The organism is Pseudoalteromonas apostichopi, from assembly GCF_030297135.1.
GTDB lineage: Bacteria > Pseudomonadota > Gammaproteobacteria > Enterobacterales > Alteromonadaceae > Pseudoalteromonas > Pseudoalteromonas apostichopi.
The window spans coordinates 1,217,460-1,244,166 of the sequence record NZ_AP028065.1; the positions used below are offsets into that span (position 1 = coordinate 1,217,460).

The 26,707-nt window shown below is 41.3% G+C and carries 23 protein-coding genes and 1 other RNA gene; 9 read left to right on the forward strand and 15 right to left on the reverse strand.

The window, feature by feature from the left end; all coding sequences use genetic code 11:
* Nucleotides 1–135: 135 nt before the first annotated feature.
* Nucleotides 136–774, reverse strand: a complete 639-nt coding sequence (locus QUE86_RS05460) for a response regulator transcription factor (RefSeq protein WP_286259700.1) — start codon at nt 772–774, stop codon at nt 136–138.
* Between the two features lie 144 nt (nt 775–918).
* On the opposite strand from QUE86_RS05460, the gene QUE86_RS05465 reads away from it, so the two are divergent.
* Together QUE86_RS05465 and QUE86_RS05470 are read left to right on the forward strand one after the other, a co-directional pair.
* Nucleotides 919–1,464: a hypothetical protein gene (locus tag QUE86_RS05465; protein ID WP_130050519.1), complete on the forward strand. Its 546-nt coding sequence runs from the start codon at nt 919–921 to the stop codon at nt 1,462–1,464.
* Nucleotides 1,465–1,481: 17 nt separating this feature from the next.
* Nucleotides 1,482–3,161, forward strand: a complete 1,680-nt coding sequence (locus QUE86_RS05470; RefSeq protein ID WP_130050518.1) for an MASE1 domain-containing protein — start codon at nt 1,482–1,484, stop codon at nt 3,159–3,161.
* A 245-nt stretch (nt 3,162–3,406) separates the two neighbouring features.
* Here the strand turns inward: QUE86_RS05470 and rnpB are convergent.
* Together rnpB and rsmI are read right to left on the reverse strand one after the other, a co-directional pair.
* Nucleotides 3,407–3,758: RNase P RNA component class A (gene rnpB / locus QUE86_RS05475), an RNA gene on the reverse strand.
* 42 nt (nt 3,759–3,800) lie between these two features.
* On the reverse strand, nt 3,801–4,658 hold the full coding sequence (gene rsmI / locus QUE86_RS05480; protein WP_058585920.1) for a 16S rRNA (cytidine(1402)-2'-O)-methyltransferase: 858 nt from the start codon (nt 4,656–4,658) through the stop codon (nt 3,801–3,803).
* A gap of 61 nt (nt 4,659–4,719) precedes the next feature.
* Between rsmI and QUE86_RS05485 the strand changes: the two genes are divergently transcribed.
* From QUE86_RS05485 to dolP, 4 genes are read left to right on the forward strand one after another with little or no spacing between them, the layout of a single operon-like run.
* The gene (locus tag QUE86_RS05485; RefSeq protein ID WP_286259706.1) at nt 4,720–6,597 is read left to right on the forward strand and encodes a penicillin-binding protein activator; all 1,878 of its coding nucleotides are present in this window, start codon (nt 4,720–4,722) and stop codon (nt 6,595–6,597) included.
* 39 nt (nt 6,598–6,636) lie between these two features.
* Nucleotides 6,637–7,008 (forward strand): YraN family protein, encoded by a 372-nt coding sequence (locus tag QUE86_RS05490; RefSeq protein ID WP_286259708.1) that lies wholly within the window; start codon nt 6,637–6,639, stop codon nt 7,006–7,008.
* A 32-nt stretch (nt 7,009–7,040) separates the two neighbouring features.
* Complete coding sequence (locus tag QUE86_RS05495) at nt 7,041–7,628, forward strand: SIS domain-containing protein (RefSeq protein ID WP_130050515.1); 588 nt, start codon at nt 7,041–7,043, stop codon at nt 7,626–7,628.
* Nucleotides 7,628–8,194 (forward strand): division/outer membrane stress-associated lipid-binding lipoprotein, encoded by a 567-nt coding sequence (gene dolP, locus QUE86_RS05500; protein ID WP_286259711.1) that lies wholly within the window; start codon nt 7,628–7,630, stop codon nt 8,192–8,194. The genes QUE86_RS05495 and dolP overlap by 1 nt, the downstream gene beginning before the upstream one ends.
* Nucleotides 8,195–8,258: 64 nt before the next feature.
* Here dolP and QUE86_RS05505 read toward each other — a convergent pair whose 3' ends face one another.
* From QUE86_RS05505 to pmbA, 7 genes are all read right to left on the reverse strand, one after another.
* Nucleotides 8,259–8,699: a ClpXP protease specificity-enhancing factor gene (locus QUE86_RS05505; protein ID WP_130050513.1), complete on the reverse strand. Its 441-nt coding sequence runs from the start codon at nt 8,697–8,699 to the stop codon at nt 8,259–8,261.
* Nucleotides 8,699–9,325 carry a stringent starvation protein SspA gene (gene sspA / locus QUE86_RS05510; protein WP_054554181.1) on the reverse strand — a complete coding sequence of 209 codons (627 nt, stop codon included), beginning with the start codon at nt 9,323–9,325 and terminating at the stop codon, nt 8,699–8,701. Before sspA ends, QUE86_RS05505 begins: the two co-directional genes overlap by 1 nt.
* 79 nt (nt 9,326–9,404) lie before the next feature.
* Entirely contained in the window at nt 9,405–10,142 is a 738-nt protein-coding gene (locus tag QUE86_RS05515) for a cytochrome c1 (RefSeq protein ID WP_130050512.1), read from the reverse strand.
* Nucleotides 10,139–11,404: a cytochrome b gene (locus tag QUE86_RS05520; protein WP_130050511.1), complete on the reverse strand. Its 1,266-nt coding sequence runs from the start codon at nt 11,402–11,404 to the stop codon at nt 10,139–10,141. Before QUE86_RS05520 ends, QUE86_RS05515 begins: the two co-directional genes overlap by 4 nt.
* The gene (gene petA, locus QUE86_RS05525; RefSeq protein ID WP_063702692.1) at nt 11,404–11,994 is read right to left on the reverse strand and encodes a ubiquinol-cytochrome c reductase iron-sulfur subunit; all 591 of its coding nucleotides are present in this window, start codon (nt 11,992–11,994) and stop codon (nt 11,404–11,406) included. Before petA ends, QUE86_RS05520 begins: the two co-directional genes overlap by 1 nt.
* A gap of 672 nt (nt 11,995–12,666) precedes the next feature.
* Nucleotides 12,667–13,083 (reverse strand): VOC family protein, encoded by a 417-nt coding sequence (locus QUE86_RS05530; RefSeq protein ID WP_130050510.1) that lies wholly within the window; start codon nt 13,081–13,083, stop codon nt 12,667–12,669.
* Nucleotides 13,084–13,212: 129 nt separating this feature from the next.
* On the reverse strand, nt 13,213–14,550 hold the full coding sequence (gene pmbA / locus QUE86_RS05535) for a metalloprotease PmbA (protein ID WP_130050509.1): 1,338 nt from the start codon (nt 14,548–14,550) through the stop codon (nt 13,213–13,215).
* 137 nt (nt 14,551–14,687) lie between these two features.
* Here pmbA and yjgA point away from each other — a divergent pair, with 137 nt between their 5' ends.
* Complete coding sequence (gene yjgA, locus QUE86_RS05540; RefSeq protein WP_130050508.1) at nt 14,688–15,209, forward strand: ribosome biogenesis factor YjgA; 522 nt, start codon at nt 14,688–14,690, stop codon at nt 15,207–15,209.
* Nucleotides 15,210–15,419: 210 nt separating this feature from the next.
* Here the strand turns inward: yjgA and QUE86_RS05545 are convergent, their stop codons facing one another.
* The 5 genes from QUE86_RS05545 to QUE86_RS05565 form a co-directional block, all read right to left on the reverse strand.
* Nucleotides 15,420–15,872 carry an REP-associated tyrosine transposase gene (locus tag QUE86_RS05545; RefSeq protein ID WP_286259728.1) on the reverse strand — a complete coding sequence of 151 codons (453 nt, stop codon included), beginning with the start codon at nt 15,870–15,872 and terminating at the stop codon, nt 15,420–15,422.
* 503 nt (nt 15,873–16,375) lie between these two features.
* The gene (locus tag QUE86_RS05550; protein WP_167658639.1) at nt 16,376–18,448 is read right to left on the reverse strand and encodes a M13 family metallopeptidase; all 2,073 of its coding nucleotides are present in this window, start codon (nt 18,446–18,448) and stop codon (nt 16,376–16,378) included.
* 863 nt (nt 18,449–19,311) lie between these two features.
* Nucleotides 19,312–19,713, reverse strand: coding sequence for an 8-oxo-dGTP diphosphatase MutT (gene mutT, locus QUE86_RS05555; RefSeq protein WP_250661257.1), 402 nt, complete (start codon nt 19,711–19,713; stop codon nt 19,312–19,314).
* Nucleotides 19,714–19,775: 62 nt separating this feature from the next.
* Nucleotides 19,776–22,484 carry a preprotein translocase subunit SecA gene (secA, locus tag QUE86_RS05560; RefSeq protein ID WP_130050504.1) on the reverse strand — a complete coding sequence of 903 codons (2,709 nt, stop codon included), beginning with the start codon at nt 22,482–22,484 and terminating at the stop codon, nt 19,776–19,778.
* 820 nt (nt 22,485–23,304) lie between these two features.
* Nucleotides 23,305–23,778 carry a DciA family protein gene (locus QUE86_RS05565; protein ID WP_256854278.1) on the reverse strand — a complete coding sequence of 158 codons (474 nt, stop codon included), beginning with the start codon at nt 23,776–23,778 and terminating at the stop codon, nt 23,305–23,307.
* 783 nt (nt 23,779–24,561) lie between these two features.
* Between QUE86_RS05565 and QUE86_RS05570 the strand changes: the two genes are divergently transcribed.
* Complete coding sequence (locus QUE86_RS05570) at nt 24,562–25,449, forward strand: NTP transferase domain-containing protein (protein WP_286259738.1); 888 nt, start codon at nt 24,562–24,564, stop codon at nt 25,447–25,449.
* Nucleotides 25,450–25,489: 40 nt separating this feature from the next.
* On the forward strand, nt 25,490–26,569 hold the full coding sequence (locus QUE86_RS05575) for a phosphotransferase enzyme family protein (protein ID WP_286259739.1): 1,080 nt from the start codon (nt 25,490–25,492) through the stop codon (nt 26,567–26,569).
* The last annotated feature ends 138 nt before the right edge of the window (nt 26,570–26,707 follow it).

Here is a 26,707-nt window from a genome sequence, read left to right on the forward strand (position 1 = left end):
ACAAACAGAGTCAACGCAGCAACCTTGTCCGAGATCAATAATCACAACGATTCAGAAAATATAGCGTTCAAACTAGAAATTTCCGTTTTTGATAACTTAAGCAATTGATAAACAGCATACAAAACGGGGATGGATTTACCCTATGTCATCAATAAGAATCACCCCTTTTTCAAGAGCCAGTTTAGTAATTTGAATTTGCGAAGTTAAGTTCAGTTTGCTCATAATGCTGGCACGATGAACATGAGCTGTTTTAGGCATTATATCAATCACTTGCGAAACTTGTTTCGCATTAAAACCCTGTGCAAGTAGCTTAAAAACCTCTAATTCTCTTGGCGTCAGTTTGTTTAATACACTGTCAGTTTTTTGAGGTTTTAAAAAATGCGTGTTGATTGATGGGCTTAAAAATAGTTGGTTTTTAAAGATAGAATGTATTGCTGTTATTAACTCTTCAGCTGCATCTCGTTTCGATAGATAAGCATCAACACCTATGTCTAACGCTCTTTGAATGTAAGATTTTTCCTCGTACATACTTAAAATTATACGCCTAGCACTTGGTAGCTTTTCGCCAATTAGTTGAGAAACTTCTAACCCATTTCTATCTGGCAGCGAAATATCGATGACGAAGCAATCTATATCAATATCACCTAAGTTTTGTAGACACTCACTGCAGCTACTTGCTTCAAAGCTAACTTGCCAATCAGGCTCTTCTTCTTCGATGAGAGCCTTAAAACCTTCCCTTACCATTTGATGATCGTCAATAAGCGCAAATTTCATAACAACTCCATGTACTGATTAATCCGATTATAACGCGGGAGTAGCGCACTAAGGTAAGAAAAATTCTTATAAGACTAAGAAAAGTGGAAATAATTTTTTTGATGCCCTCCTAGTAAACTAACCCTAAATGATAAGGAAATAGCCATGAATAAATTCGCAGGGGAAACAAGCCACTTTCAAAACATCACCGTATTACTACATTACATTGGTGAGTCAAATTATCGTATTGAGTGGACAAGTAAAATGACAAAAGGGTCTACTAACCTAGTCAAAACAGGTAAAAATAAATACGTAGTAATGCGAAAATGGCCAGAAGCGAAAGCCTTAACGGATGTTGCAGCTAACTTTACTTCACGTAATGCCGCTTTTGTTCATTTCATCAAAAATGTGGACATAATTAAAAGTAACGATGAAACCATCAATAAAGCCAAACAGCGATGTTTAGATTATTTTACTCAGTGCGAGCATATCAAGCCAGTAACCAAAACAGCTTTCCCTAAACCACGCTTGCAAGGGGCTCTAGGCCGTGAAGTGATTGTGAAGCATAAGCGTAATATGTCTGATATTGCTAAAGGGCATTTATTACAACTTATTGGTAATAAAGCTGAAATCCAAGTTACACAACGTTATACTTTGTGCAACCCTAGCGCCAAACAACAGTTTGATACGACGCAAGTTTACATATTATAAAAAGGTTATGCTTACTCATGGATAGAGTCTTCAACAAAAGTTCTTTTGGTACTCTTGCTTCTCACTTTAAAAGCATCAAGCGCACTGAAATTGTAAAGTTTGTACTGTTATCGTGCTTAATCGTTTTAATTGCACCCATTATCGAAAATAGTCTTTATTTATTTTCCTTTAACTATGTTGTGTATGAGGACTTTGTTAGCTGGTACTTTCCGGTTGGCTTTAGAGTAGTTTGTTATCTGTTTTTTCCTTTGCGTTATTGGCCAGCATTAGCAGTCGGTTTTACATTAGGACAAATCAGTTATGTTTGGTATTTTTATGATGTTCCTCTTGATGATGCCCTCTATAGGCTTGTTAGCTTTGCATGCCGAGAGTTTTTGATTCTTACTCCTCTTCTGCTGGCAAAGCTTTTCAAAGTTCGATTAGATATTCAAACTGTTAAAAGTGCTGTTACAGTATTATTTATTGCAATTTCATATCGCTTTATACGATCAATGCTCATTATCTTACCGAGTGATAGCCAAAACAAGTACCGGCTTATTGCTGATGAAGATCGTTTTGAAATGATGTTAGCTCATCAGCTTGGCGGTATCATAACGACACTTATCATGTTGCTTTTCGCGTTTCATGCTAAAACAATTTACCAGCAATTAAATAAACTCATAACTAAAGAGGTTAGTACTCTCTTAGTGCAGCTGTGTTTTTGCCTCACTGTTTTTATTGGGGTTTATTTGTTTGAACCTAAATCACTTTATCTCTTGCGAATGCTCGCTATATTTCCATTGATATGGTTTAGCTATCGATACGGGGCCTTAGGGGCTCTGAGCTATGCAAGTGTAACTGTTATATCCTTACTCATTAACGTCTATGGTGTGAATGAAACCGAGTTACTCCTGACTACGCAACTTTACATAATAAGTTACAGCGTTCTGGCTCTTTTGCTCAGTGCATTTGTTACTGAATTAAATAAGTCTAAATCCGCATTATTAGAGCAAAATAAAGAATTAATTGAACTTAGCACGCTAACTCAAAACTTAGCCTCTAAAGTTGTCAATGTTCAAGAATCTGAGCGAAGCCAGCTTTCACAAGAATTACATGATGATATAGGTCAAAACCTAACAGCTTTAAAAACAAATATTGCAATATTAGAAAAGAAAACAGCCAACCATAACGAGCTAGCATCGACAATTACACGACTCCAAAACGTTTCAAGCCATATGTATGACTCGGTATATAGGTTAATGCACTGGCTGAGACCTCGTCTATTAGACGAATTGGGTTTAGAAGCAGCATTAAAAAGCGAGTTATTCTCTGAGCACCTAAATGAAGCTGGAATAGCTTATCAATGCAAAATAAGTGGACCGATAGATAACTTAAATGATGATTTTAAAATAGCTATATTCCGTATATGCCAAGAGGCATCAACCAATGCTGTTAAGCATTCTCTGGCCACAGAGTTTTCAATCGATATAACTTATCTACAAAATAAGCTTGAAGTAATCATTAATGACAATGGTATTGGCTTATCTGCACAGCCAAATTCTAATTCAAAAGGAGGGTTTGGAGTGTTAGGAATTGTTGAACGTGTTTCAGTTCTTAATGGTAAAACACAGTTTAAAAATGGTGAATTTGGTGGTTTAACAATAATGATAAATTTCACTACTACACATAATGGTTACTCCGCAGTAGCCATAAACTAAACAGTGAAAACTCGTCACACTCTCCCTTTAATACTCTTATTCAAAGCCAGTAAACCACTTTTTGTATGAGCGGAGTGGTTTTTCTTAATTACGTAAAGATATAGAAAGAAAAAGCCCCGCATTGCTGCGAGGCTTTTATAATATTTGGTGAGTCAGCCAATAAGCCGCTGTTTTATATGCGCGGAGTGGATTTTCTCCACCCTAAAAACAAAAAGCCTCGGTAAATACCGAGGCTCTTGTATAATTTGGTGAGTCAGCCAATAAGCCGGGTTCTGTCGTGGATAATCATTCGTCTAGGCCATAAATTGCTCTATGGCTCAAGCAACCTACCCGGTTCCAACGTGGGCCACGCCATAAGGAACCCTATTTGGTCTTGCTCCGGGTGGAGTTTACCTTGCAACCAACTGTTACCAGTGGCCCGGTGCGCTCTTACCGCACCCTTTCACCCTTACCAACCGAAGTTGGCGGTCTCCTCTCTGCTGCACTTGTCGTAGGCTCGCGCCCCCCAGCCGTTAGCTGGCACCCTGCCCTGTGGAGCCCGGACTTTCCTCCCCCTGCGCATTTTCGTTGCAGGCAGCGATTATCTCGGCTGACTCGGCGCGCAGTATACCTGAGCGCGCACTTCTATGCAGTAAAGAATTAGTCTTTTTCGTCAATAATTGCTTTATAAAGTGCGTTTTTCTTCAAACCAAAATACTCAGCCACCACACCGCAAGCTTTTTTCAGTGGCATTTCAGCTTCAAGCAAACCTAGCATACGACGCGCATCTTCTGGAATATCGTCACTTTGCTTCGCTTTACCCGGTAACATCAGTACGATTTCACCGCGTTGCTTAGTTGGATCATCCGTTAAAAACTGTTTTAGCTCGGCAACCGTGCCATTGAAAAAAGTTTCGAAAGTTTTAGTCAGTTCTTTCGCAAACACCACTGGCTGCTCTGCACCGAGAGCTGCTTCTAAATCATCAAGGCTCGCCATTATACGGTGGGTACTTTCATACATGATGCTAGTGATACCTGAGTTTACCGCTTCGATAAAAAAGCTCTGCCTTGCTTTACTCTTTGCAGGTGTAAAACCAATAAACTGAAAACGATCTGTCGGTAAACCAGAACAACACACAGCGGTAATTGCTGCACATGCTCCCGGCACTGGCGTGACATGCGCGCCCTGTTCACGGCATAAATTGACTACCGCATAACCTGGGTCGCTAATCAGTGGCGTGCCGGCGTCAGATACCAGCGCAATGTTCATTCCTTGCTCTAACCAATCAACAATTTGTTGCGCTTTTTGTTTCTCGTTATGGTCATGTAAAGCAAAGGTTTTTGCTTTGATATTAAAATGGCTTAACAACTTTCCTGTGTGACGAGTATCTTCAGCGGCTATTAAGTCAACCTCAGATAGGGTTTGGATGGCACGCTGGCTGATGTCATCAAAGTTACCAATAGGCGTGGCAACAATGTAAAGAGTGCCGATTTTATCTGAATTGTCCTCATTTAACATTGAGGTCTCCTGCGTCAGTCAGTAATATAAGCAAATCGCGTTAACGTATCGGGAAATCATTGTGCGACTTAAACTTGTTAGTCTATTAATTGTATTGTCAGGGTTATCGGCTTGTAGCACAACCGAAAAACCTCGAAATAGTGCAGAAAATCAATCGGGCCAATCGAGTACGGCTCTATCACAGCTAACCGACGCACAATCTATGTACCAAGTGGCACTAAACCGTCAAGGCGCCGATAAAATCCAGCTTTTATACACCGCTCGTGATGCGGCTATCAGCGAAGAACGTTGGTCGCTACTAGAAAAAATCTGTTTCGAACTAGAAGCGATCCCAAGTGTAGACCAAATTCAAAACAAACTTTACATTGCCCTTGCACAAGAGCATCAAGGCAAAAGCGACTTAGCTTTAGCTCAGTTAAAACAGCTCGAGCCACAGCTAAGTCAACCTGAGCATCTGGCATGGCACCAATACTTAACAGGTCGCGTTTATGCATCGCAAGGTATGCCAAAACAAGCGATGACATACTTCTTTAAGGCATCAACACTTAGCAGCAAAAACAACTTTACCGTTGCGAATCTCAATAAAGATTTATGGCAAAGCCTAACCCAGCTTTCTTCGTACGCACTCGAACGCTTTAATCGTGGTTCTGTGGTACAACAAGGTTGGGTTAATCTAGCGCTTTACCACCAAGTGTATTTGGGTGCGCCGGTCGAATTACACCAAGCAATGAATAACTGGTTGCGCCGCTACCCTGGCCACCCGGCAGCAGAAGTGCTTCCAAAAAAAGTGACTGAGCTGGTACAAATTGAGCCTTTAAATGTAAAACGCCTAGCTGTATTACTTCCACAATCAGGTGCCAATGAGCGATTAGGTGATGCTTTAAAAGCGGGTGTTCTCGCGGCCCTTGATGGACAATCATTAGAACAAACATTATTTATTGATGAGTCACTATCTGCTGCAGAAATTGCACTTAAACTCAGCGAGTTTAAAGCCGACTTTGTTATTGGCCCATTATTAAAAAGTAACATTGAAAAGTTGACTAGCGCGCAAACGCTTGTTGATTACCCGGTAATGCATTTAAACACCTTTGATGGTGAGCGTATTTCTCAGCAGCATTTTTTCTTTGCATTAAACCCTGAGCATGAAGTTCAACAAGCCTTAGAGCGTTTTTTAACTGCAGGCTATCAAAAACCTATGCTTTTGGCACCGAATAACAGTAACGGTCAACGCTTAGTTGAATACTTCAATACGCAATGGCAACGCTACAGCGAAGTTAAACCACAAATCGGATTTTATTCTGGCAAAGACGATATGCCTAAGACTATTACAGGCCTCTTAGAAGTAGACCAAAGTAAAGAGCGCATAAAAGTCGTAAAATCATTATTTAAACAAGAAGTTGAAAGCGAAACCCGCTCACGCAGTGATATCGATGTAGTTTATATTTTAGGTGATGCCACCGAAACACGCCTAATTAAACCATATTTAGACGTTAACGTGAGTACTTTTGCTGATCGAATTCCGCTTTATGCCAGCTCAAAAAGCCACAGTAAACAAATCGATAGAACCGATAAAGGCGATTTAGATGGCCTTTATTTTACGGAACTACCTTGGATGCTTGACGGTCAAATTGCACAACATAATTTACGCCAGCAATACGATAGTTTATGGCCAGAAAATGCTGATATAAGTCAGCGCTTATTCGCAATGGCATTCGATGCAGCCAGTATGTTGGGTGATGTAAAGCAGTTAAGCATGGTACAAGGCAAACGCTTTAGTGGTATTAGTGGTCAATTAAGCATTGCCAGTAATGGTTATGTAACACGCTCTTTAGATTGGGCACAGTACAAGAACAAAAAAATTATTGCTGTTGATTTAGCAACAGAGCAACCAATTCCACTATTCATGCAATCTGCTGTTGGGATTAACGCTGCTAAATAAACGGTTATTTCAAAATACTACTAGCTCAAGGATGAAGCTATGTCGTGGTTTAAGCAATTGTGGCAAAATAGCCGCGAAAAAGGCCTGTATTACGAAAAACAGGCTGAACAGTATTTAATACAACAAGGCTTAAAGACCATTGAGCGTAATTATTTTTGTAAATACGGTGAGCTCGACCTGATAATGCGCGACGGGCAAACACTGGTATTTGTAGAAGTAAAATTTAGGAAAAATGCCCTTCGTGGCGGCGCAAACTACGCGCTCAGCAAGCTAAAACAGCAACGATTAAGGCGAACGATTAGCCATTATCTTGCCGAAAAAAAGATCTCAAATCAGTTAATGCGGATAGATTATGTCGCTATAACGGGTGAGCTTAATAGCAGCCTTAACTGGTTTAAAAATGTTTACTAACGCCTTCTGGCGTCGGCTTAATTTGGTAGGTTATGCAAGAAACGATTAAAAAAATCTTTACCGAAAATATTCAAGTTCAAATAGCTGCAGGTGAAGTACTTCCGAGCGCACTTGAATCAGCAGCGTTCACCATCGCGCAAAGCCTAATTAACGGCAATAAATTACTATGCTGTGGCACCCCTAGCTGTCATATGTTGGCACAGCACATGGCAGGGTTATTAATTAACTTTTATGAGACCGAGCGCCCTTGTCTTCCAGCAGTTGCGCTTGCACAAGATCAAGTTAACTTAGGCTCAACGGCAAATAACGATGAGCACGAAACTTTTGCCAGACAAATTCGAGCATTTGCACAACAAGGTGACCTTTTACTAGCAATTGCGGTGAATGGTAATGAAAAGCAGATTATCTCAGCAGTCGAAGCTGCACTGACTCGTGATATGAAAGTCATTGTACTTGTTGGCGATGATGGCGGTGAATTAGTCGGTTTACTTGGGCCAAATGATGTTGAAATTCGTGTGCCTTCAAAACGCCCAAGCCGCATTGTTGAGTCGCACTTAGTCAACTTACACTGTCTAAGTGAGCTTATCGATTTAACCCTATTCCCACAGGAAGAAAATTAATGTTTAAACAGTCTTTACTTGTATTTGGTACCGTTTTATTGCTGCAGGGCTGTGCAGCTGCTGTCGTGGCTGGTACAGCGGGTGCTGTAACAGCCGCGAATGATCGCCGCACAATTGGTTCACAAATCGACGATAACAATATCGAAATTAAAAGCTCAATTGCTATCAGTGAAAATGAGCGCTTACATAAATATGCTAACGTTAACGTCATTAGCGTTAATGGTATTGTGCTTATGATTGGTCAAGTTGCCAATCAAGAAATGAAAGACGAAGCACAACGTGCTATCGAAGGCGTTGATGGCATTCGTAAGATACACAACCAAATTCGCATTGGTTCAAATATTGGTATAAGCACACAAACTCATGACTCATGGCTTACCTCTAAAGTTAAAACCCAATTACTCACCACAGAGAGCATCAGCAGTAATAACATCAAAGTAGTTACAGAGAATGGCGAAGTCTTTTTAATGGGCTTAGTGAGCGACTCTGAAGCAAATTTAGCAGTTGATGTAGCACGTAACGTATCAGGCGTTGAACGTGTTATTAAAGTGTTTGAATATTTATAATCTCAAACCGTAAATTGATAATAAAAAACCCGCTAATAAGCGGGTTTCTTGTATTTGAATAAGGTTACTTAATCACTCGTAAGTGAGCACCTTTTTTCTTCTCTGGTTTTGTCGGTGGTTCATCATCTGGCGTAATATCGTCAGGTGTTTCAACACTTTCTAATACCGGAGTAAAATCGTCTTCGTCCTCGATGAATTCTTCTGCAGTAAATACAGTCCCTTCACCATTCTCACGTGCATAAATTGCGAGCACAGCACCCATTGGTACGTAAACTTGCATTGGTTGACCACCAAAACGCGCATTAAAGCTAAGTTGTTGGTTGTCCATTGCAAATTGTGTTACCGCTGATGGGCTTATGTTCAAAACGATCTGGCCGTCTTGTACAAACTGTGTTGGTACTTGTACAGCAGGAAAATCAGCGTTAACCACTAAGTGTGGTGTGCACTGATTATCAACAATCCAATCAAAGAAGGCGCGTAGTAAATAAGGACGATTAGGCGTCATTATAAACGGATCTCACGCTCAGCTTCAGTTAGTGAAGCTTGGAATGATTCACGCTCAAATAAACGTAACATGTATTCTTTAAGCTCTTTAGCGCCAGCACCATTAAGCTCAATGCCAAGCTCAGGTAAACGCCAAAGTAGCGGTGCTAAGTAACAATCAACTAAGCTGAACTCTTCGCTCATGAAGTAAGGAGCTTCAGAGAAGATCGGTGCAATTGCAAGTAACGCTTCTGTAAGCTCTTTACGTGCTTGCGCAGCTTCGCTGCTACCGCTAGTGATTTTGTTAGCTAGGCTATACCAATCAGTATCGATACGATGCATCATTAGACGACTACGGCCACGCATAACCGGATAAACTGGCATTAGTGGAGGATGAGGGAAACGTTCATCAAGGTATTCCATGATGATGTTTGCCTGATATAAACCAAGCTCACGATCGATCAGTGTTGGTACTGTACCGTAAGGGTTAATCTCATGAAGTGCTTCTGGCAGGTTATCCTTTTCAGCCAGGTGAATGTCAACACTTACACCTTTTTCAGCAAGTACGATACGTACTTGATGGCTATACATACAGTTAGCACCAGAAAACAGGGTCATTACAGGGCGCTTATTGGCAGCTACGGCCATGCCTACCTCCATTATATTACAAAAACAGCAATAGGGGCTTAAGCCCCTATCACAAAATTACCTTTCAAAATGCCCAGGATTAGTGAACATCTCTCCAGTATTCTTTCTTCAGCATGAATGCCAAGATAAATAGAATCACTAAGAAACCAATTACCTTAAGACCTAACGCTTCTGACTCTAAACGTGACGGTTCGCCAACGTAAGCTAAGAAGTTAGTTAAGTCACGAGCAGCGCGATCGTACTCGTCGTCACTCATTTCACCAGAACCATCTGTTTCAGTGCCAACAACTTTAGTCACAGTGTGACCGTGTTCTTCCACTTCTTCAGTGATTGGTGTTGGTAAACCTTGTAGTTCTTGAAGAACGTGCGGCATACCTACCGATGGGAAAACAATATTGTTTACGCCAAACGGACGAGATTCATCTTTGTAGAATGACTTCAGATAAGTGTAGATCCAGTCAGTACCACGAACTCGCGCTACAAGCGTAAGGTCCGGTGGCGCTGCGCCAAACCATTTAGCTGCGTCATCTTTACCAATCGCATTTTTGATGTGGCTACCAACTTTTGAGCCATCAAAAATTAGTTGCTCTTGACCAATCTCAGTAGGAATACCGATATCGCGGAACGTACGCTCATAACGTTGATACTGCATTTGGTGACAACCAAGACAGTAGTTCATGAACAATTTAGCACCGCGTTGTAAAGACGCGTTATCTTTAAGGTCAATGTTCGCATCCATTAAAGGAACCGAAGGACCTGCTGCCATTGTCAACGATGGCAATAATGCGAATAAACCGATAATTAGCTTTTTCATCATTTCGTCAACCTCGTTGGTAATGGCTTAGTTTTCTCATTCTTGCTGTAAACAAATAACAATACGAAGAACATGAAGTATGTCACAGTCGTGATTTGTGATAACAGCGTTTTGAAATCAGTTTGTGGAGTAGCACCAACCCAACCTAAGATAACGAAAGTTACCACAAATTGTGCGATGTTTAACTTGTGTAAACCACAACGATAACGAATAGAACGAACCGAGCCACGGTCAATCCAAGGTAGTAACGCAAGCACTACGATAGATGCACCCATCGCCGCAACACCCATTAACTTGTTAGGGATTGCACGAAGGATTGCATAGAATGGCGTAAAGTACCAAACAGGGAAAATGTGCTCTGGTGTTTTCAGTGGGTTAGCTGCTTCGAAGTTTGGCGCTTCTAAGAAGAAACCATTCATCGCAGGCATAAAGAATACAACCCAGCAGAATAAGATTAAGAAACCAACCACACCCACAATATCTTTCACTGTGTAGTAAGGGTGGAACGGGATTGCATCAACAATGTCTTTCTTGTTGGTGTAATACTCGTGGAATTTGAATTTAGGCTTATCTTCTTCAGCTACAGAACCTTTCTTACGCTTGATTTCAACACCGTCAGGGTTGTTTGAACCCACTTCGTGTAGTGCAACAATGTGCAAGAATACTAAGATAACAATAACTAAAGGTAATGCAATTACGTGTAGTGCAAAGAAGCGGTTAAGCGTAGCACCTGAAATTACGTAGTCACCACGGATCCAAAGCGTTAAATCATCACCAATAACCGGAATCGCACCGAATAGTGAAATGATTACCTGTGCACCCCAGAAAGACATTTGTCCCCAAGGAAGTAAGTAACCCATGAAAGCTTCAGCCATAAGCGCTAAGAAAATGAACATACCGAATAGCCACAGTAATTCACGTGGTTTTTGGTAAGAACCGTAGATCATGCCACGGAACATGTGCAGATATACAACGATAAAGAACGCTGAAGCACCTGTTGAGTGAAGGTAACGAAGTAACCAACCGTATTCAACATCACGCATGATGTATTCTACAGATGCGAAAGCACCTTCAGCAGACGGTACGAAGTTCATTGTTAACCAGATACCAGTTACGATTTGGTTAACAAGTACTAACATGGCTAGTGAGCCAAAGAAGTACCAGAAGTTAAAGTTTTTTGGTGCTGGATACTGTGCAATATGCATGTTCCAAACACGTGTCATTGGAATACGATCGTCGATCCAACCAATAATTTTACCAAACATTACGCCACTCCTTTTTCTTCACCGACCAAAATAGTCGTGTCATCAAGGAAGGTATATGGAGGGATTTCTAGATTTAATGGAGCAGGTACAGATTGGAATACACGACCAGCCATATCAAATTTAGAACCGTGACACGGACAGAAGAAACCGTCGTCTGTGCCCTCTACTTTTTCACCAAAGCCACCTTGTAGGAAGCTAGGAGAACAACCTAAGTGCGTACAAATACCAACAGCAACGAAGATCTCAGGACGTTGCGAACGGTATTCATTGGTTGATGATTCAGGTTGTTGAGGCTCTTCAGACGCAGGATCACGAAGTTGACCTTCGTGTTCTTTCATCTGTTCAAGCATTTTAGGTGTACGATTAATAACCCAAACAGGTTTTCCTCGCCACTCAACACGTATTAATTGTCCAGGCTCAAGCTTGCTGATATCTACTTCTACAGGCGCACCCGCAGATTTAGCTCGCTCACTTGGATTCCAAGACGCAATAAAAGGAACAGCAGCCCCAGCCGCACCAACACCACCAACAACAGAGGTAGCTATGGTTAAAAAGCGACGTCGGCCATTGTCTACAGGCGCATTGCTCATCCACTTATCTCCACTATGATTCCCAACACTTGCCATATTGAGAACATCAGTTACAGCAGGTTAATTTTTAGAAATTTCAAAATAGACGCGATCATAATTAAAAGCCTTGATTAAAACAAGGTTATTCACAGTCTCATGCTCGAATAAACCCTATTTAATGAATTATTAATTTAGGTTAGCTCGAGTATGAAGCCGCTGGTTATGATAACGCATATAAAAAAACAATATACTGACCAAGATCAACCTCACTAAGAGGAAACAGAATTCTGCATTAGCTGTTGTTGAACTCACTCACATTACTTGCCCCCCAATTGTAGCAAAAAAATTCATCAATTAACTGATGGATTTAAGCTAATTTTGCTAAATCTTGAAGTTTTTTTAATGTAATACGCAGTAATTATTACTGATGGTTAAATATCGAACGAAAAAAAGCTAGGTTTTTGCTAGTAGATATAAGCAGGCATTACAAACACTATTCTGGATTACGCATTAAATAACAACATAGCGCGAAATAAATTTCACGCCTATATCAAACGTAGGAGTACGCCGTCTGACAAAATTAACAAAGGGTATTCGTGCAATAGGAAGAGTTCATATAAACGGCTATAGCCATGCAAAGCAATCTCTTTTTTAGCACTGAAGAACCTCCTACGACGTATTTAACTTAAAGCTTCAAAGCTCATTATTCCTTTCGCTTGGGATATCGCTGAAATACTCGACAAATTCCACCTCGAAACCTGCAGGGTCAATGAAATATACATTTTTACGATAAGGGTTGTCTGGGCCGTGCTTATCAATCTCATAACCGGCTGAAACTAGACGTTCAATGACAGCATTAATATCGTTTGTCACGTAAGCAAAATGGGCAAGGCCAACTTGATGTCCTGCTAAATCACGGTTTTCAGCTTCACCGTTATCGCTTAATGCTAGATACTGGTAATCATCACCAAAGTGCAACCATTTACGCGGTTTGCCAGACCACTTGCTATCGCCTTGGCTACGCACACGCCAGTGCGGGAATGCCGCTTTATAAAAGTGCAGCATGGCATCAACATTACTAACAACAAGGTTTACGTGTTCTAAATACATGGTAGTTTTCCTTTTTATTTTTAAACTACCACTAAGATAAAACCTCAAGTTAAGTTTAGGTAAAGCACTTTTTTAAATAAAAAAGCCCCACTAAAGTGAGGCTTTTAAAAATGATTTGTTATTTATGAATTAACTACCAGCAACTTGCATTTGTTCAATCAATACAGAGCCTGTTTGAATACCGCCACGACGCTCGATGTCACCACCTAAGCCAACTACCGCTTTAAACATATCTTTTAAGTTACCAGCAATCGTGATCTCACTCACTGGATATTGGATTTCGCCATTCTCGACCCAGAAACCAGCCGCGCCACGCGAGTAATCACCAGTTACGGTATTTACACCTTGACCCATAAGTTCAGTTACTAATAAACCTGTCCCCATGGTTTTTAATAATGCTTTTAAGTCAGCATGAGTTTGCTCAACTAGCCAGTTATGAATACCACCAGCATGACCCGTTGGTGCCATAGACAGTTTGCGTGCTGCGTAGCTTGCTAAAAGGTAAGTTTGCAGCTCACCACCTTGAATAATTTCACGGTCTACAGTTTTTAAACCCTCAGCATCAAACGGTGAAGACGCTAAGCCTTTTAATAAATGTGGGCGCTCAGAGATATTCACACAGTCACTGAATACTTTTGTGCCTAAGCTATCAAGTAAAAAGCTTGATTTACGATAAAGCGCTCCACCACCAATCGCCGACACTAAGTGGCCAAATAATGAATTAGCAATATCTGCTCTGAAGATCACAGGCACTTTCATGGTTCCAAGCTTTTGGCTATTAAGCTTAGCCAGAGTTTCTGTTGCCGCTTCTAGGCCTACCTTTGCAGCGTCATTCAAATCATCTTTATGACGCGCTACGGTATAAGCCGAGTCGCGCTGCATTTGCTCGCCTTCTTTACCAATCACCATAGTGCTAATGCTATGACGAGTGCGTGGGTAACCTGCAATCATACCATGGCTGTTACCATAAACACGTAAACCTTGGTGAGAAGAAAAACTCGCACCATCCGAATTTACAATGCGCTCATCGGCATTCAGCGCAGCTTGCTCTGCTTGATGGCAAAGCTCAATACCTTGCTCTGGGCTTACCTCCCACGGGTGGTATAAATCTAAATCTTGCGGTGCAAACTCAAGCAACTCTTTATCAGCGATGCCATTAAATGGGTCGTCAGAAGTGAACTTAGCAATATCAATGGCTTTTTCTACCACCGTACGTAATGTTTTAGGGTTTAAATCGGCTGTAGATGCAGAGCCTTTGTTATTACCGACATAAACACTGATACCTAAGCCACCATCTTGGTTAAACTCTATTGTTTCAACTTCACCCATGCGCGTGCTGACAGACAAACCTGAAGTACTCGACATTGCCGCTTCAGCCGCAGTAGCACCTAACTTTTTTGCATGCTCCAGTACTTCGCTTACCGCGTCTTTCACTTCAGAAATGTGTTGATAAATAGGATCTTTCATCTTGTGTGTCCTAGGTTCTGATATTTTTTATAGTGTAGCGAATGCTAACACACTGAGAGACGTGCATCAGCTAATATTAATCATTAACTAAATGACGTATAATAGTGAATAGTTAAGTTTACTGAATGAGCATCCTTATGGCGAAGAAGAAAAAGCCACTAATTGAAGAAGAAATTATTTACGTATCAAAAAGCGAATTAAAACGTGAAGCCATGCAATATCATGGTTTGGGTGCTGAAATCGCAAAAATGCCGAAAAAGCAACGCGATCGTTTGCCACTCAATCATGAATTAAAAGAAGCGTTAGTTGTTTCGGATAAAGTCAGTGATAAAAGTGATGCTTATCGTCGTAACTTAAACTACATCGCAAAAGTATTACGTACAACAGAAAACGTTGATGAAATCCAAGCAATGATCGACATCATGCTTAACAAAAACAATCAAGCCGATGTTTTGATGAACAAAATCGAAACTCTGCGCGACAATCTGATCAAACAAGGTGATGAGTTGATCAATTCAACAATTGATCAATACCCTGCTCTTGAGCGCCAAAAAATGCGCCAATTAGTGCGTAGCGCCGCAAAAGAAGTAAAAGCAGAAAAGCCTGCCAAAGGTTACAAAGAGTTATTCCAGTATCTAAAAGATGCGATTATGGTTTAATTTGTATGCAGAAAGCCGCTTAATGAAAGTTATGCGGCTTTTTAAAATAACTCCGACAACCCCGTAGGAACGGCTTTAGCCGTGAATATCGCGTACAACAATCACCTAACATTTCGGTGTTAAAACACCTCCTACAACACCATCAACAAACAACAACTCCAAACAATTTCTCGCATCTCGTAGGAACGGCTTTAGCCGTGAAGAGTTTACCTATAAATAGATACAATCCCAAAAAGGATAATCACGCACACTTTTAACAATTCCAGCCCTCAATGGGTTTGCGATGATGTACCTCGATACTCCAAGTAAATGTTTTTCACTCCTTATTAAAGAATCATAATATCCTGGCTGCCAAATTTTTCGTTTAGAACATAATGACTTGTTTATGAGATATGAACTCTTCCCTTTAACCTCTTGAATCAATCGAGCTAAAGGTACTTTATCTTGTAATTGAAATAACCAATGTAGGTGATCAGGCATTACCACAAAACAAATAGTTTTAGCTTTAATATCTTCTATAGACCTTAGAGTGTTAATTAAAACTCGTGCATTATTAAAGTCAGAGAAATAACAGTTTCTATCAAGCGTTGAAGTGGTGACAGAGTAATAATGAAATGGGATTGATACCCTATGCTTTCTTAGATTTTGATAATGTGCGGTCATCCATAACCCTCCATTTATTATCTTAAATCTAGACAAATACGAATCAGAATCAAGTTAAATCCTAGTAGGAACGGCTTTAGCCGTGAAATGATAAACATGTTCAGTGTTAAAACACCTCCTACAACACCATCAACAAACAACAACTCCAAACAATTTCTCGCATCTCGTAGGAACGGCTTTAGCCGTGAAATGATAAGCAGGTTCAGCGTTGAAACACCTCCTACAACATCATCAACAAACAACTTTCAAACAATTTCTCATATCTCGTAGGAACGGCTTTAGCCGTGAAATGATAAGCATGTTCGGTGTTAAAACACCTCCTCCTACAACACCATCAACAAACAACAACTCCAAACAATTTCTAGCACCCGTAGTAACGGCTTTAGCCGTGAAAAAGATAAACATGTTCAGTGTTAAAACGACCCTACGTCAAAAGCTGACAGCTACTAAAACAAAAAAGGCTCTGAGCGTTCACTCAGAGCCTTTTTTAAATCGATAATCAATTACCAAATTTTTACGCGATCTTCTGGTTTGATATACATCTTGTCGCCTTCTTTCACATCAAATGCCTGATAGAACTCTGGCATGTTTGAAAGAATACCGATTACACGGTAGTGGCTTGGCGAATGAGGGTCTGTCATTAGGCGGTTACGTAACTCTTCGTCACGGTATTTACGACGCCAAATTTGCGACCAACCCATGAAGAAACGCTGATCACCTGTGTAGCCATCAATGATAGGCGCTTTTTCATCACCAAGTGATAACTGGTATGCCGTATAAGCAACTGTTAAGCCACCTAAGTCACCAATGTTTTCACCTAATGTAAGCTGACCATTTACGCTTGCATCTTCAAATGGTTTGTACTCATTGTATTGAGCAACTAACTGACCTGTGCGCTCTTCAAACTGTTTAAGGTCTGATTCGCTCCACCAGTTACGTAAGTTACCGTCACCATCGTACTTCGCGCCTTGGTCATCAAAGCCGTGACCTAATTCGTGGCCGATTACCGCACCGATTGCACCGTAGTTAACAGCGTCATCAGCTTCTAGGTTAAAGAATGGCGGTTGTAAGATAGCCGCTGGGAATACGATTTCGTTATTCACTGGGTTGTAGTAAGCGTTTACTGTTTGTGGTGTCATGTGCCACTCAGAACGGTCAACTGGCTTACCTAGTTTTGCAGTCATGTCTGCATATTCCCACTCGCTGTGGCGAATGTAGTTACCAACTAAGTCGTCACCTTTAACTTCAAGTGCTGAGTAGTCTTTCCATTTATCTGGGTAACCAATTTTTGGCGTGAACTTATCAAGTTTTTCTTTAGCCGCAATTTTTGTTTCTGGGCTCATCCACTCAAGGTTTTCAATCGCAACTGCGTAACCTTTGATTACGTTATCAACTAACTCTTCCATGCGTGCTTTCGCTTCAGGTGGGAAGTTGTCTTTCACGTATACTTTACCAAGTATTTCACCTAACACACCGTTTGATGCATCAACTGCTTTTTTCCAAAGTGGTGATTGCTCTGTTACACCGCGCAGTGTTGTGCTGTAGAAATCAAAGTTAAGGTCTACTAACTCTTTATCTAAAAGGCCTGCATAGTTACTAACAAAGTGGAACTTAAGGTAGTTCTGCCAAGTAGCTAAGTCTGTATCGCTGTAAATACCCGCGAACTTTTCTAGGTAGCTAGGCTGGCGAATAATTACGTCTTCTGTTTTTATACCAGACGCATCAAGATAAGCAGCAAAGTCGAAGTCACCTGTCAGTTTGTTCGCATCAGCAACGCTCATCTTGTTGTAAGACTTAGTTGCATCACGGCTTTCAACACGGCTCCACTGCGCCTCGGCAATACTTGTTTCAAGATCAATAATAGCTTTAGCAGCAGATTCTGCATCAGCTACACCCGCTTTGCTTAAGATAGCTGTTACATATTCTTGATAAGCTTCACGAATTTTTGTGAATTTCTCGTCATCTTTTAAGTAGTAATCACGATCTGGTAAACCTAAACCTGATTGATAAACATACATCGCGTTTTCGCTAGAGTTTTTCGCATCGTTGTTTACGTACCAACCAAAAGGTAAGCTACCGCCTTTAATGCGAAGCTCAGCCATTAAAGCAACAAGATCAGATTTGTTTTTTACTGCATCAACGCTTTCAAGAACTGGCGATAATGGTTTGATGCCTGCCGCTTCACGACCCGCTTCATCCATATAGCTGTTATAAAATGCAGCTAATTTAGCTTCATCAGAGCCCGGCTTAACATTTTTGTTTGCCGCTGCTTTTTCTAGCACTTCTTTCATCGCTTTTTGCGAATCATCGTAAAGCTGAGTAAATGAACCGTAGTTTGATTTATCACCTGGAATTTCTGTTTTCTCTAACCATTCGCCGTTTACGTGATAGTAAAAGTCATCTTGTGCGCGAACAGACTTGTCCATGTTCGCAAGTTCAATACCTGAATTTAAAGGTGCTTTTGCTTCAGTTACGGCCGCAGTTGCTGGTGCTTTAGTTTCTTGTTCTTTTTCACCACAACCAACAAGACCGAGCGCAAGTGCGATACTTGCCGCGGTAAGTGTTACTTTTTTCATGGGAGTCCCGTACTAATTATTTTTGAAGTATTTATCGAAAAACTAGTAAACATAATTAATCATTAGTTTTTCGCTTTCCCCATAATAAACCTCTCGCGCTAAACAATAAAACCTAATATGTAACAATTCTTATCAAAACAAGGTGAGCCGCATTTTTGAGCGGTGGGAGGGGAAAATAAACAGTAAGTGAGCATTGTAGGCGCGATTTTATATCGCAAAGTGCTCTTAATACTCACAAAGAGGATAAGAGACGCTCCGCTTAAGAGAATTTGTCTTTTGGCTTGCTCATTACCTTCTCATTCACTTCTCTTTGTGCAATTATTTTCACGCGAAATAAATTTCACGCCTACATCAAACCGTAAGAACGGCTTTAGCCGTGAAGTATTTTTCGGCACTAAAGTACCTCCTACGAGGAGGGCCTACAAACAACATCGTTCGGCTCAAAACTGAAAGCTGACGGCTTACTAAATTTCACGCCTGCACCAAAACGTAGGAATGGCTTTAGCCGTGAAGTATTTTTCGGCACTAAACTACCTCCTACGAGGAGGGCCTACAAACAACATCGCTCGGCTCAAAACTGAAAGCTGACGGCTTACTAAATTTCGCGCCTGCACCAAAACGTAGGAACGGCTTTAGCCGTGAATTGTTTTTCGGCACTAAAGTACCTCCTATGAGGTTGGCCTACAAACAACACCGTTCGGCTCAAAACTGAAAGCTGACGGCTTACTAAATTTCACGCCAACACCAAAACGTAGGAACGGCTTTAGCCGTGAATTGTTTTTCGGCACTAAAGTACCTCCTACGAGGAGGGCCTACAAACAACATCGTTCGGCTCAAAACTGACAGCTGAAGGCTGGCGGCTATTACTGCTCAAACCTCTGCTTTATCTTTTCGATAATCTCAACATTGGCAGCTGGGAAGCTGTAATCATCAAGCTCGTTTAGTGCAACCCATTTGCCTTGTTGGCCTTCTGCGCCATGAGCAATGCCTGAGAAATCATCTACAATGTGCACATCTAAGCGCACACATTTATCGCCATAGTCGTGCTCAATAACCATCAGCTCTTCACTGCCATTAACCGTTAGGTTTACTTCTTCTAACAGCTCACGCTTTAGCGCTGCAAATACGCTCTCGCCCTGCTCTACTTTACCGCCGGGGAATTCCCATAAGCCGCCTTGGTGTTTGTCATCTGGACGCTTACAAATAAATAACTGCTGATCTTTATAAATAACGCCAACAGCAACATGCACTACTTTTTTAGTCATTTGTTGTTTCCTTAATCATAAAAAAAGCGACGCAAGCGTCGCTTTTTATCACCATGTTTTGGTTATTTTAATTTACCGCAACACTGCTTATATTTATTACCTGAACCACATGGGCACGGCTCGTTACGGCCAACTTTAGGCTCTGCACGTTGAGTAACTACTGCGCCTTCTGGTGTTTCGCCACCGATGTGCTCAGCTTCTTCGTGTTGATATTCACGAGGTGCATTTTCGCTACGACGATGTTGCTCTTCAACTTTCTCAACATCTTCTTCAGCGCGAACTTGTACTTTACTTAAAATACCCACAACGTCGATTTTTAAGTTCTCAAGCATTTCAGAGAATAGCTCGAACGATTCACGCTTGTACTCTTGCTTAGGATTCTTCTGTGCGTAACCACGTAAGTGGATACCTTGACGAAGGTGGTCCATCGCTGCCAAGTGATCTTTCCAATGTTGGTCTAGGCTTTGTAGCATAATCGCTTTTTCGAATTGACGTAGTACTGACTCGCCTACCATCTCTTCTTTTTGCTTGTATGCTTGCTCAACCGCTTGTTCGATACGCTCACGAAGTTTCTCTTCGTATAGTTTGCTATCGTCAGCTAGCCATTGTGAAATTGGCAGCTCAATTAAGAAATCTTGTTTTAAGCGCTCTTCAAGACCTGGGATATCCCACATTTCCGCTAAGCTTTGCGGTGCAATGTATTGGTCAATCGTGCCGTTTAGAACATCGCTGCGAATTGCAGTGATAGTTTCTGAAATATCGCCTTCTTCAAGTAGTTCGTTACGCTGTGAGTAAACAACACGACGTTGGTCATTTGCTACATCATCGTACTCAAGTAATTGCTTACGAACGTCGAAGTTACGTGCTTCAACTTTACGTTGTGCGTTTTCGATTGCGCGGTTAACCCAAGGGTGCTCAATTGCTTCACCGCGTTGCATACCTAGTTTACGCATCATGTTAGTCATGCGCTCACCAGCGAAGATACGCATTAGCGCGTCGTCCATTGATAAGTAGAAACGGCTTGAACCTGCATCACCTTGACGACCTGAACGACCACGTAACTGGTTATCGATACGACGAGACTCGTGACGCTCAGTACCAATGATGTGTAGACCACCCGCTTCGATTACCGCATCGTGGCGTTTTTGCCACTCATCTTTAATCGCTTTGATTTGTTCATCCGTTGGGTTTTCTAGCTTTTCAACTTCGCTGTTCCAGTTACCACCTAACACGATATCGGTACCACGACCGGCCATGTTAGTTGCAATGGTTACTGTGCCAGGTAAACCAGCATCGGCGACAATGTCTGCTTCTTGCGCGTGGAACTTAGCATTAAGTACGTTGTGCTTAATTTTTTCTTTGCGTAAGAACTGCGATAAGTACTCAGAACTTTCGATAGAAATAGTACCAACAAGTACCGGTTGACCTCGTTCTTGACAATCTTTGATATCAGCAAGGATTGCTTCGTACTTTTCTTCTTGTGTTAAGTACACAAGGTCAGCACGATCGTCACGGATCATCGGTTTGTTAGTTGGCATTACTACTGTGTCTAGACCATAGATAGACTGGAATTCAAACGCTTCAGTGTCTGCAGTACCTGTCATACCCGCTAGAGTGTCGTATAAACGGAAGTAGTTTTGGAATGTGATCGATGCCAGAGTTTGGTTTTCATTTTGAATGCGTACACCTTCTTTCGCTTCAACAGCTTGGTGTAAACCTTCTGACCAACGACGACCTTCCATTGTACGGCCTGTATGCTCATCAACAATGATAACTTCGTTTTCTTTAACAACGTAATCAACGTCTTTTTGATAAAGCTTGTGAGCACGAAGTGCTGCATACACATGGCTTAATAATGTGATGCTTGATGCAGAGTAAAGTGAATCACCTTCTTGGATTAAGCCACGCTCAATCAGTAGCTCTTCAACTTTAATTTGGCCACGTTCAGTTAAGTGAACTTGTTTCGACTTTTCATCGATAGTGAAGTCGCCGTCGCCTTCAACGCCTTCTTCATCTTCTTTTTCTTGTAGCTCAAGTTCTGGCACAATTTTATTAATTTCGATGTAAAGCTCAGAGCTGTCTTCAGCTGGACCTGAGATAATCAGCGGCGTACGCGCTTCATCGATTAGAATTGAATCCACCTCATCCACTACTGCGTAGTAAAGTGGGCGTTGCACACGCTCATCAATGCTAAATGCCATGTTATCGCGAAGATAATCAAAACCAAATTCGTTATTAGTACCGTAAGTGATGTCAGCAGCGTAAGCTACTTTCTTTTGCTGTGGCATCATGCCAGGTACGTTACAACCTACTGTTAGGCCTAAAAATTCAAATAGTGGGCGGTTAGTTTCGGCGTCACGTTTTGCAAGGTAATCGTTCACGGTAATAACGTGAACACCTTTACCTGTTAAACCACGAAGGTATGCAGGTAATGTTGCTGTTAGTGTTTTACCTTCACCGGTACGCATTTCTGCGATGCGGCCTTGATGTAAAACCATACCACCTAGTAGCTGTACGTCGAAGTGACGCATGCCATTTACACGCTTAGATGCTTCACGTACCACAGCGAATGCTTCTGGTAAAATATCATCTAGGCTTTGTCCGTTATCGTAACGCTCTCTAAATTCAGCTGTTTTTGCTTTTAAATCTTCATCAGAAAGCGCTTCTAATTGCTTTTCAAGCGCATTAATTAGAGCGACCGTCTTTCTTAGGTTTTTAATAGTGCGGTCATTGCGACTACCAAAAATCTTGGTAAATAAATTAGATATCATGATAAAACCGTTACAATATGTTCTTTGTTAGCTAGTCATTAGCCAACCCATTTTCTTCAATTGATAATTAATATGCGCTTATGCTCATGATGTAGGGCATATTAATTAACAATTTGTCAGTACGCTGTTTAAAACACCGCTTATTTCGTGCGCTATCATACCAGAGTCTGCGCAACATCAAACCTTCTGTGTGTGAAGATATGGAATTTCGGCAAGAAAATTTAAAAATCAGCCATAATCTTTGATCTAACCCCATAAAAAAGGTGAAAACAAGACCACTGAGTAGATATGGCGACAATCGAAATAAAATCAAGATCAGCGAAGAAAAAAGGCGATTAGAGTGACGAAATTCGATTTTGTAAATGTAGGTAGTCATTTATGGCGACAATATATTATATCCTTCACCGATGACGTGCTAAAGCACGACCTACTTGCTCAGTCTGCGAAAAAAATATTTGAACCATAGAGAACACAGAGGCGCTTCGCTGAAGAGGAAGTAAAAATAATCTCGTGGTCTTCTCATTCACTTCTCTTTGTGCAAAAACATATTGAACCACAGAGCACACCGAGGCGCTGCGCGCTACATAGAGAAAACAATATTTAAAAGAGGTTTGGCCTCTCCTTCTCTTCCTCTGTGCTCTCTATGCCCTCTGTGGTTCAATCAAGCTCTCCGCGCGAAATAAATTTCACGCCTACATCAAACGTAGGCGTCACGCTTGCTTGGCGCATCTTAATTAAGCACCAAGCCTACAAATTAATACAGAACACGCAAACCACACCGTTCGGCTCAAAATTGACAACTGAAAGCTGACGGCTTTATTTACTTCTTCCGCCCATGCAGGGCTAAGCGCTCTAACTTTGCTTTTAAAGATGGCGGGGCGTCTGCGGCGATGGCGCTGAGGTAATCAGCAGTTTGCTCGCTCATTTGACGTTTAGAAACAGGCTTTTGCTCTGGCTTATTTGTTGCCGATAAACGCTGTGTTGCTTGTGGATTCGCGGTAATTTTAATTTGCCCAAGCTCAACCATGCCAGCGGCACGAAAATGCGAAAGCATATCCATTTTTAAGTAATTTAAACGCAGTGCAATCGGTGCAGAAACCGCTTCGATCATCAAAGTACCATCACGGTAATTACTTACTCGGCATTTTTTTGAAAGTGTTTCACCTAAAAAGTCATCAAGAATAGTTTGTTGAGAAGACAAGCCTTGGGTTTTACCAGCATAAGATGCTAAGCGACCACTCAAGCCCGCCATAATATCGCCAACAGCCTTTGGCGCGTATCTATCTTTTGCCATTAATCTTCTACCTAAAAGGGTTAATCACCACACAGTGAATATACCACCTACGTAAATATGAAGCTATTAGGTTTACGGAACGAGATGCGAGATGCGAGTTATAGTAGGCACGGTTTTACACCGCGCAGTATAAAAAGATAACGTGCGAAATAAATTTCACGCCTAAATTAAAACGTAGGAACGGCTTTAGCCGTGAATAGAATAAAGATGTTCGGCGTTAAAACGCCTCCTACAGAGTTTTATTGCTTGGGAAAACTCTACACCAAAAATTCCCACAATTCGGCTTCAAACTGACAGCTGACAGCTGAAAGCTGATGGCTCACTAAACTTCACGGCTACATCAAAGACATTTAATCGCACAAAGAGGCTATGAGACGCTGCGCTTCAGAGGAAGTAAAAATAATCTCGTGGTTTCCTCATTCACTTCTCTTTGTGCAAAAACATATTGAACCACAGAGAACATAGAGGCGCTTCGCGCTACACAGAGAAAACAATATTTAAAAGAGGTTTGGCCTCTCCTTCTCTTCCTCTGTGCTCTCTATGCCCTCTGTGGTTCAATCAAGCTCTCCGCGCGAAATAAATTTCGCGCCTACATCAAACCGTAGGCGTCACGCTTGCTTGGCAAGTCTTGCATTTATTACCAAGCCTGCAAATCAACACAGAACCAACAAACAACACCGCTCAACTCAAAACTTATGAATTAAAGCTTAAAGCTCCCTTCCTCTTCCTCCTGCGTGATTGTTTCTGGTACACTTTTCCTTTGTTTTTTATTTAACATGCGCGATGACTCAACACTCTCTTACTTTAATCGTATTGGCCGGCGGGCTGGGTAGCCGCTTTGGCGGAAACAAACAAATTGCCGAAATTCCGGGGCTGGGCTGTACCATCATGGAACTTAGTATTCATGATGCGGTTAAAGCAGGTGTGAGCCAAGCGGTGATCATCATTAATAAAAAAATTCGTGCTGAATTTGAAGCGACGATTTTACCGCGCCTACCTGAGTCGCTCGAAGTAATCCTAGTTGAGCAAGCAATTAGTGCAGTGCCAAATGGCTATGAGCATCTAGCTGCTGAACGCCAAAAGCCGTGGGGCACAGGTCATGCATTACTATGTGCAAAACCCTATGTGAACAACCCTGCTATTGTCATTACCGCCGATGATTATTATGGCGAGTCTTCTTTTGCTGTTCTTAGCGAACACTTCAAACAGCATAGTAACTGGGCCATGGTAGGTTACCCGATAAAAGACACTCTTTCGGCACAGGGTGGTGTAAACCGTGGTGTATGCTCTGTTAATAGCCAGCAGCATTTGACTGATGTGGTTGAGTACCTAGATATTAAACTCGAAAATAATGTTTTAAAGGGTAACAACCCAGATGGTGAAAGGTTAGCAATAGCTGACGATTCACTTGGCTCAATGAGCTTTTGGGGAATAACACCTAGTTTATTTAAAGACTTAGAAAAAGGCTTTATTGAGTTTTTAGAAAATACTGACAACGGTGTCATTAAAGAGTACTATTTACCCAATGAGATACAACTCGCGATTAAAGATAACCGCCAAGCTGTAACCGTTTATACTGCAAAAGAGCCATGGTATGGCGTGACCTACAAAGCTGAATTGGATGCAATAGCACACACTTTATGTCAGTTACGTCAAAAACAAAACGATTAGCCCTCGCCTCTTCTTGCAAAAAATAAGTAATGGAAAATTAATGAAGTCGAATCCTGTTGCAACTTATCTTTCTGAGCACTTTGGCTTAGGTACAGATAACGTAACGCTAAAGCCAATTGGCAATGGCCACATCAACACAACCATGTTGCTTAAAGCTGAAGAAAACGCTTTAGTTGTGCAAAAATTAAATACCGATGTGTTCCCTAATCCTGAGCACCTAGTTGAAAATGCACGGCTAATTGAGCAACACCTAAGCGAAAAGCTTAGCAATGGTGAATATAACCTCGAAATTATTCGACATATTCCAACTCTCGAAAATGACTTTTTAGTTGAATGCGATCAAGGTGTTTGGCGTGCACTCGAATTTATTGGCGGCAGTTATAGTGAAGATGTTGTAGCAACTATCTCGCAAGCACAAACTGCAGCCAATGCATTTGGCCAATTCGCACTGGCTTTACAAGATTTTCAGGCTGAACAGCTACATCATGTGATCCCTGATTTCCATAACTTAGCGATGCGCTTTGATGCCTTTAAAAAGGTGCTCGAAAAAGATCCTGTAAATCGTGTAGCGCTTTGCCAAGACGACATCGACTTTTGTTTAGATCAGCAATCTCTTGTTGAAGAGCTAAAACAGCTTGAAGGTAACATTCCTTTAAGACCATGCCATAACGATACAAAAATCAATAACATGCTGTTTTGCACACAGTCAGATGATGCAAAAGCAGTTATCGACCTAGATACCTGTATGCCTGGTTATTGGTTATTTGATTTTGGCGATATGGTGCGTACCTTCTGCTCACCTGAGCAAGAAGATTCAACCAATCTAAGTAATGTACGTGTTCGTGAAGAGATCTTTGCCGCCATCGTTAAAGGTTATGTCGAGCCACTACAAGATGTGATCACCGACGCCGAAAAAGAAAGCTTTTGGTTAGGCACCAAGGTCATGACCTTTATGATTGGCCTGCGCTTTTTAACAGACTTTATTGATGGCGATAATTACTTTGCCACCAAACATGCAAACCACAACCTTGAGCGCGCCCGCAACCAGTTTGCTCTATATCGCGATATTCTTGAAAAAGAGCACACGTTAAAAGCGATTTTAGATATAAACAAGGGCTAGGTTGTATATTCACAAAGAGGATAAGAGGCGCAGCGCTTTAGAGAAAAACAATTTGTTATGTTATTGTCTTCTCGTTCTTTCCTCATTCACTTCTCTTTGTGCAATTATTTTCGCGAGAAATAAATTTCACGCCTACAT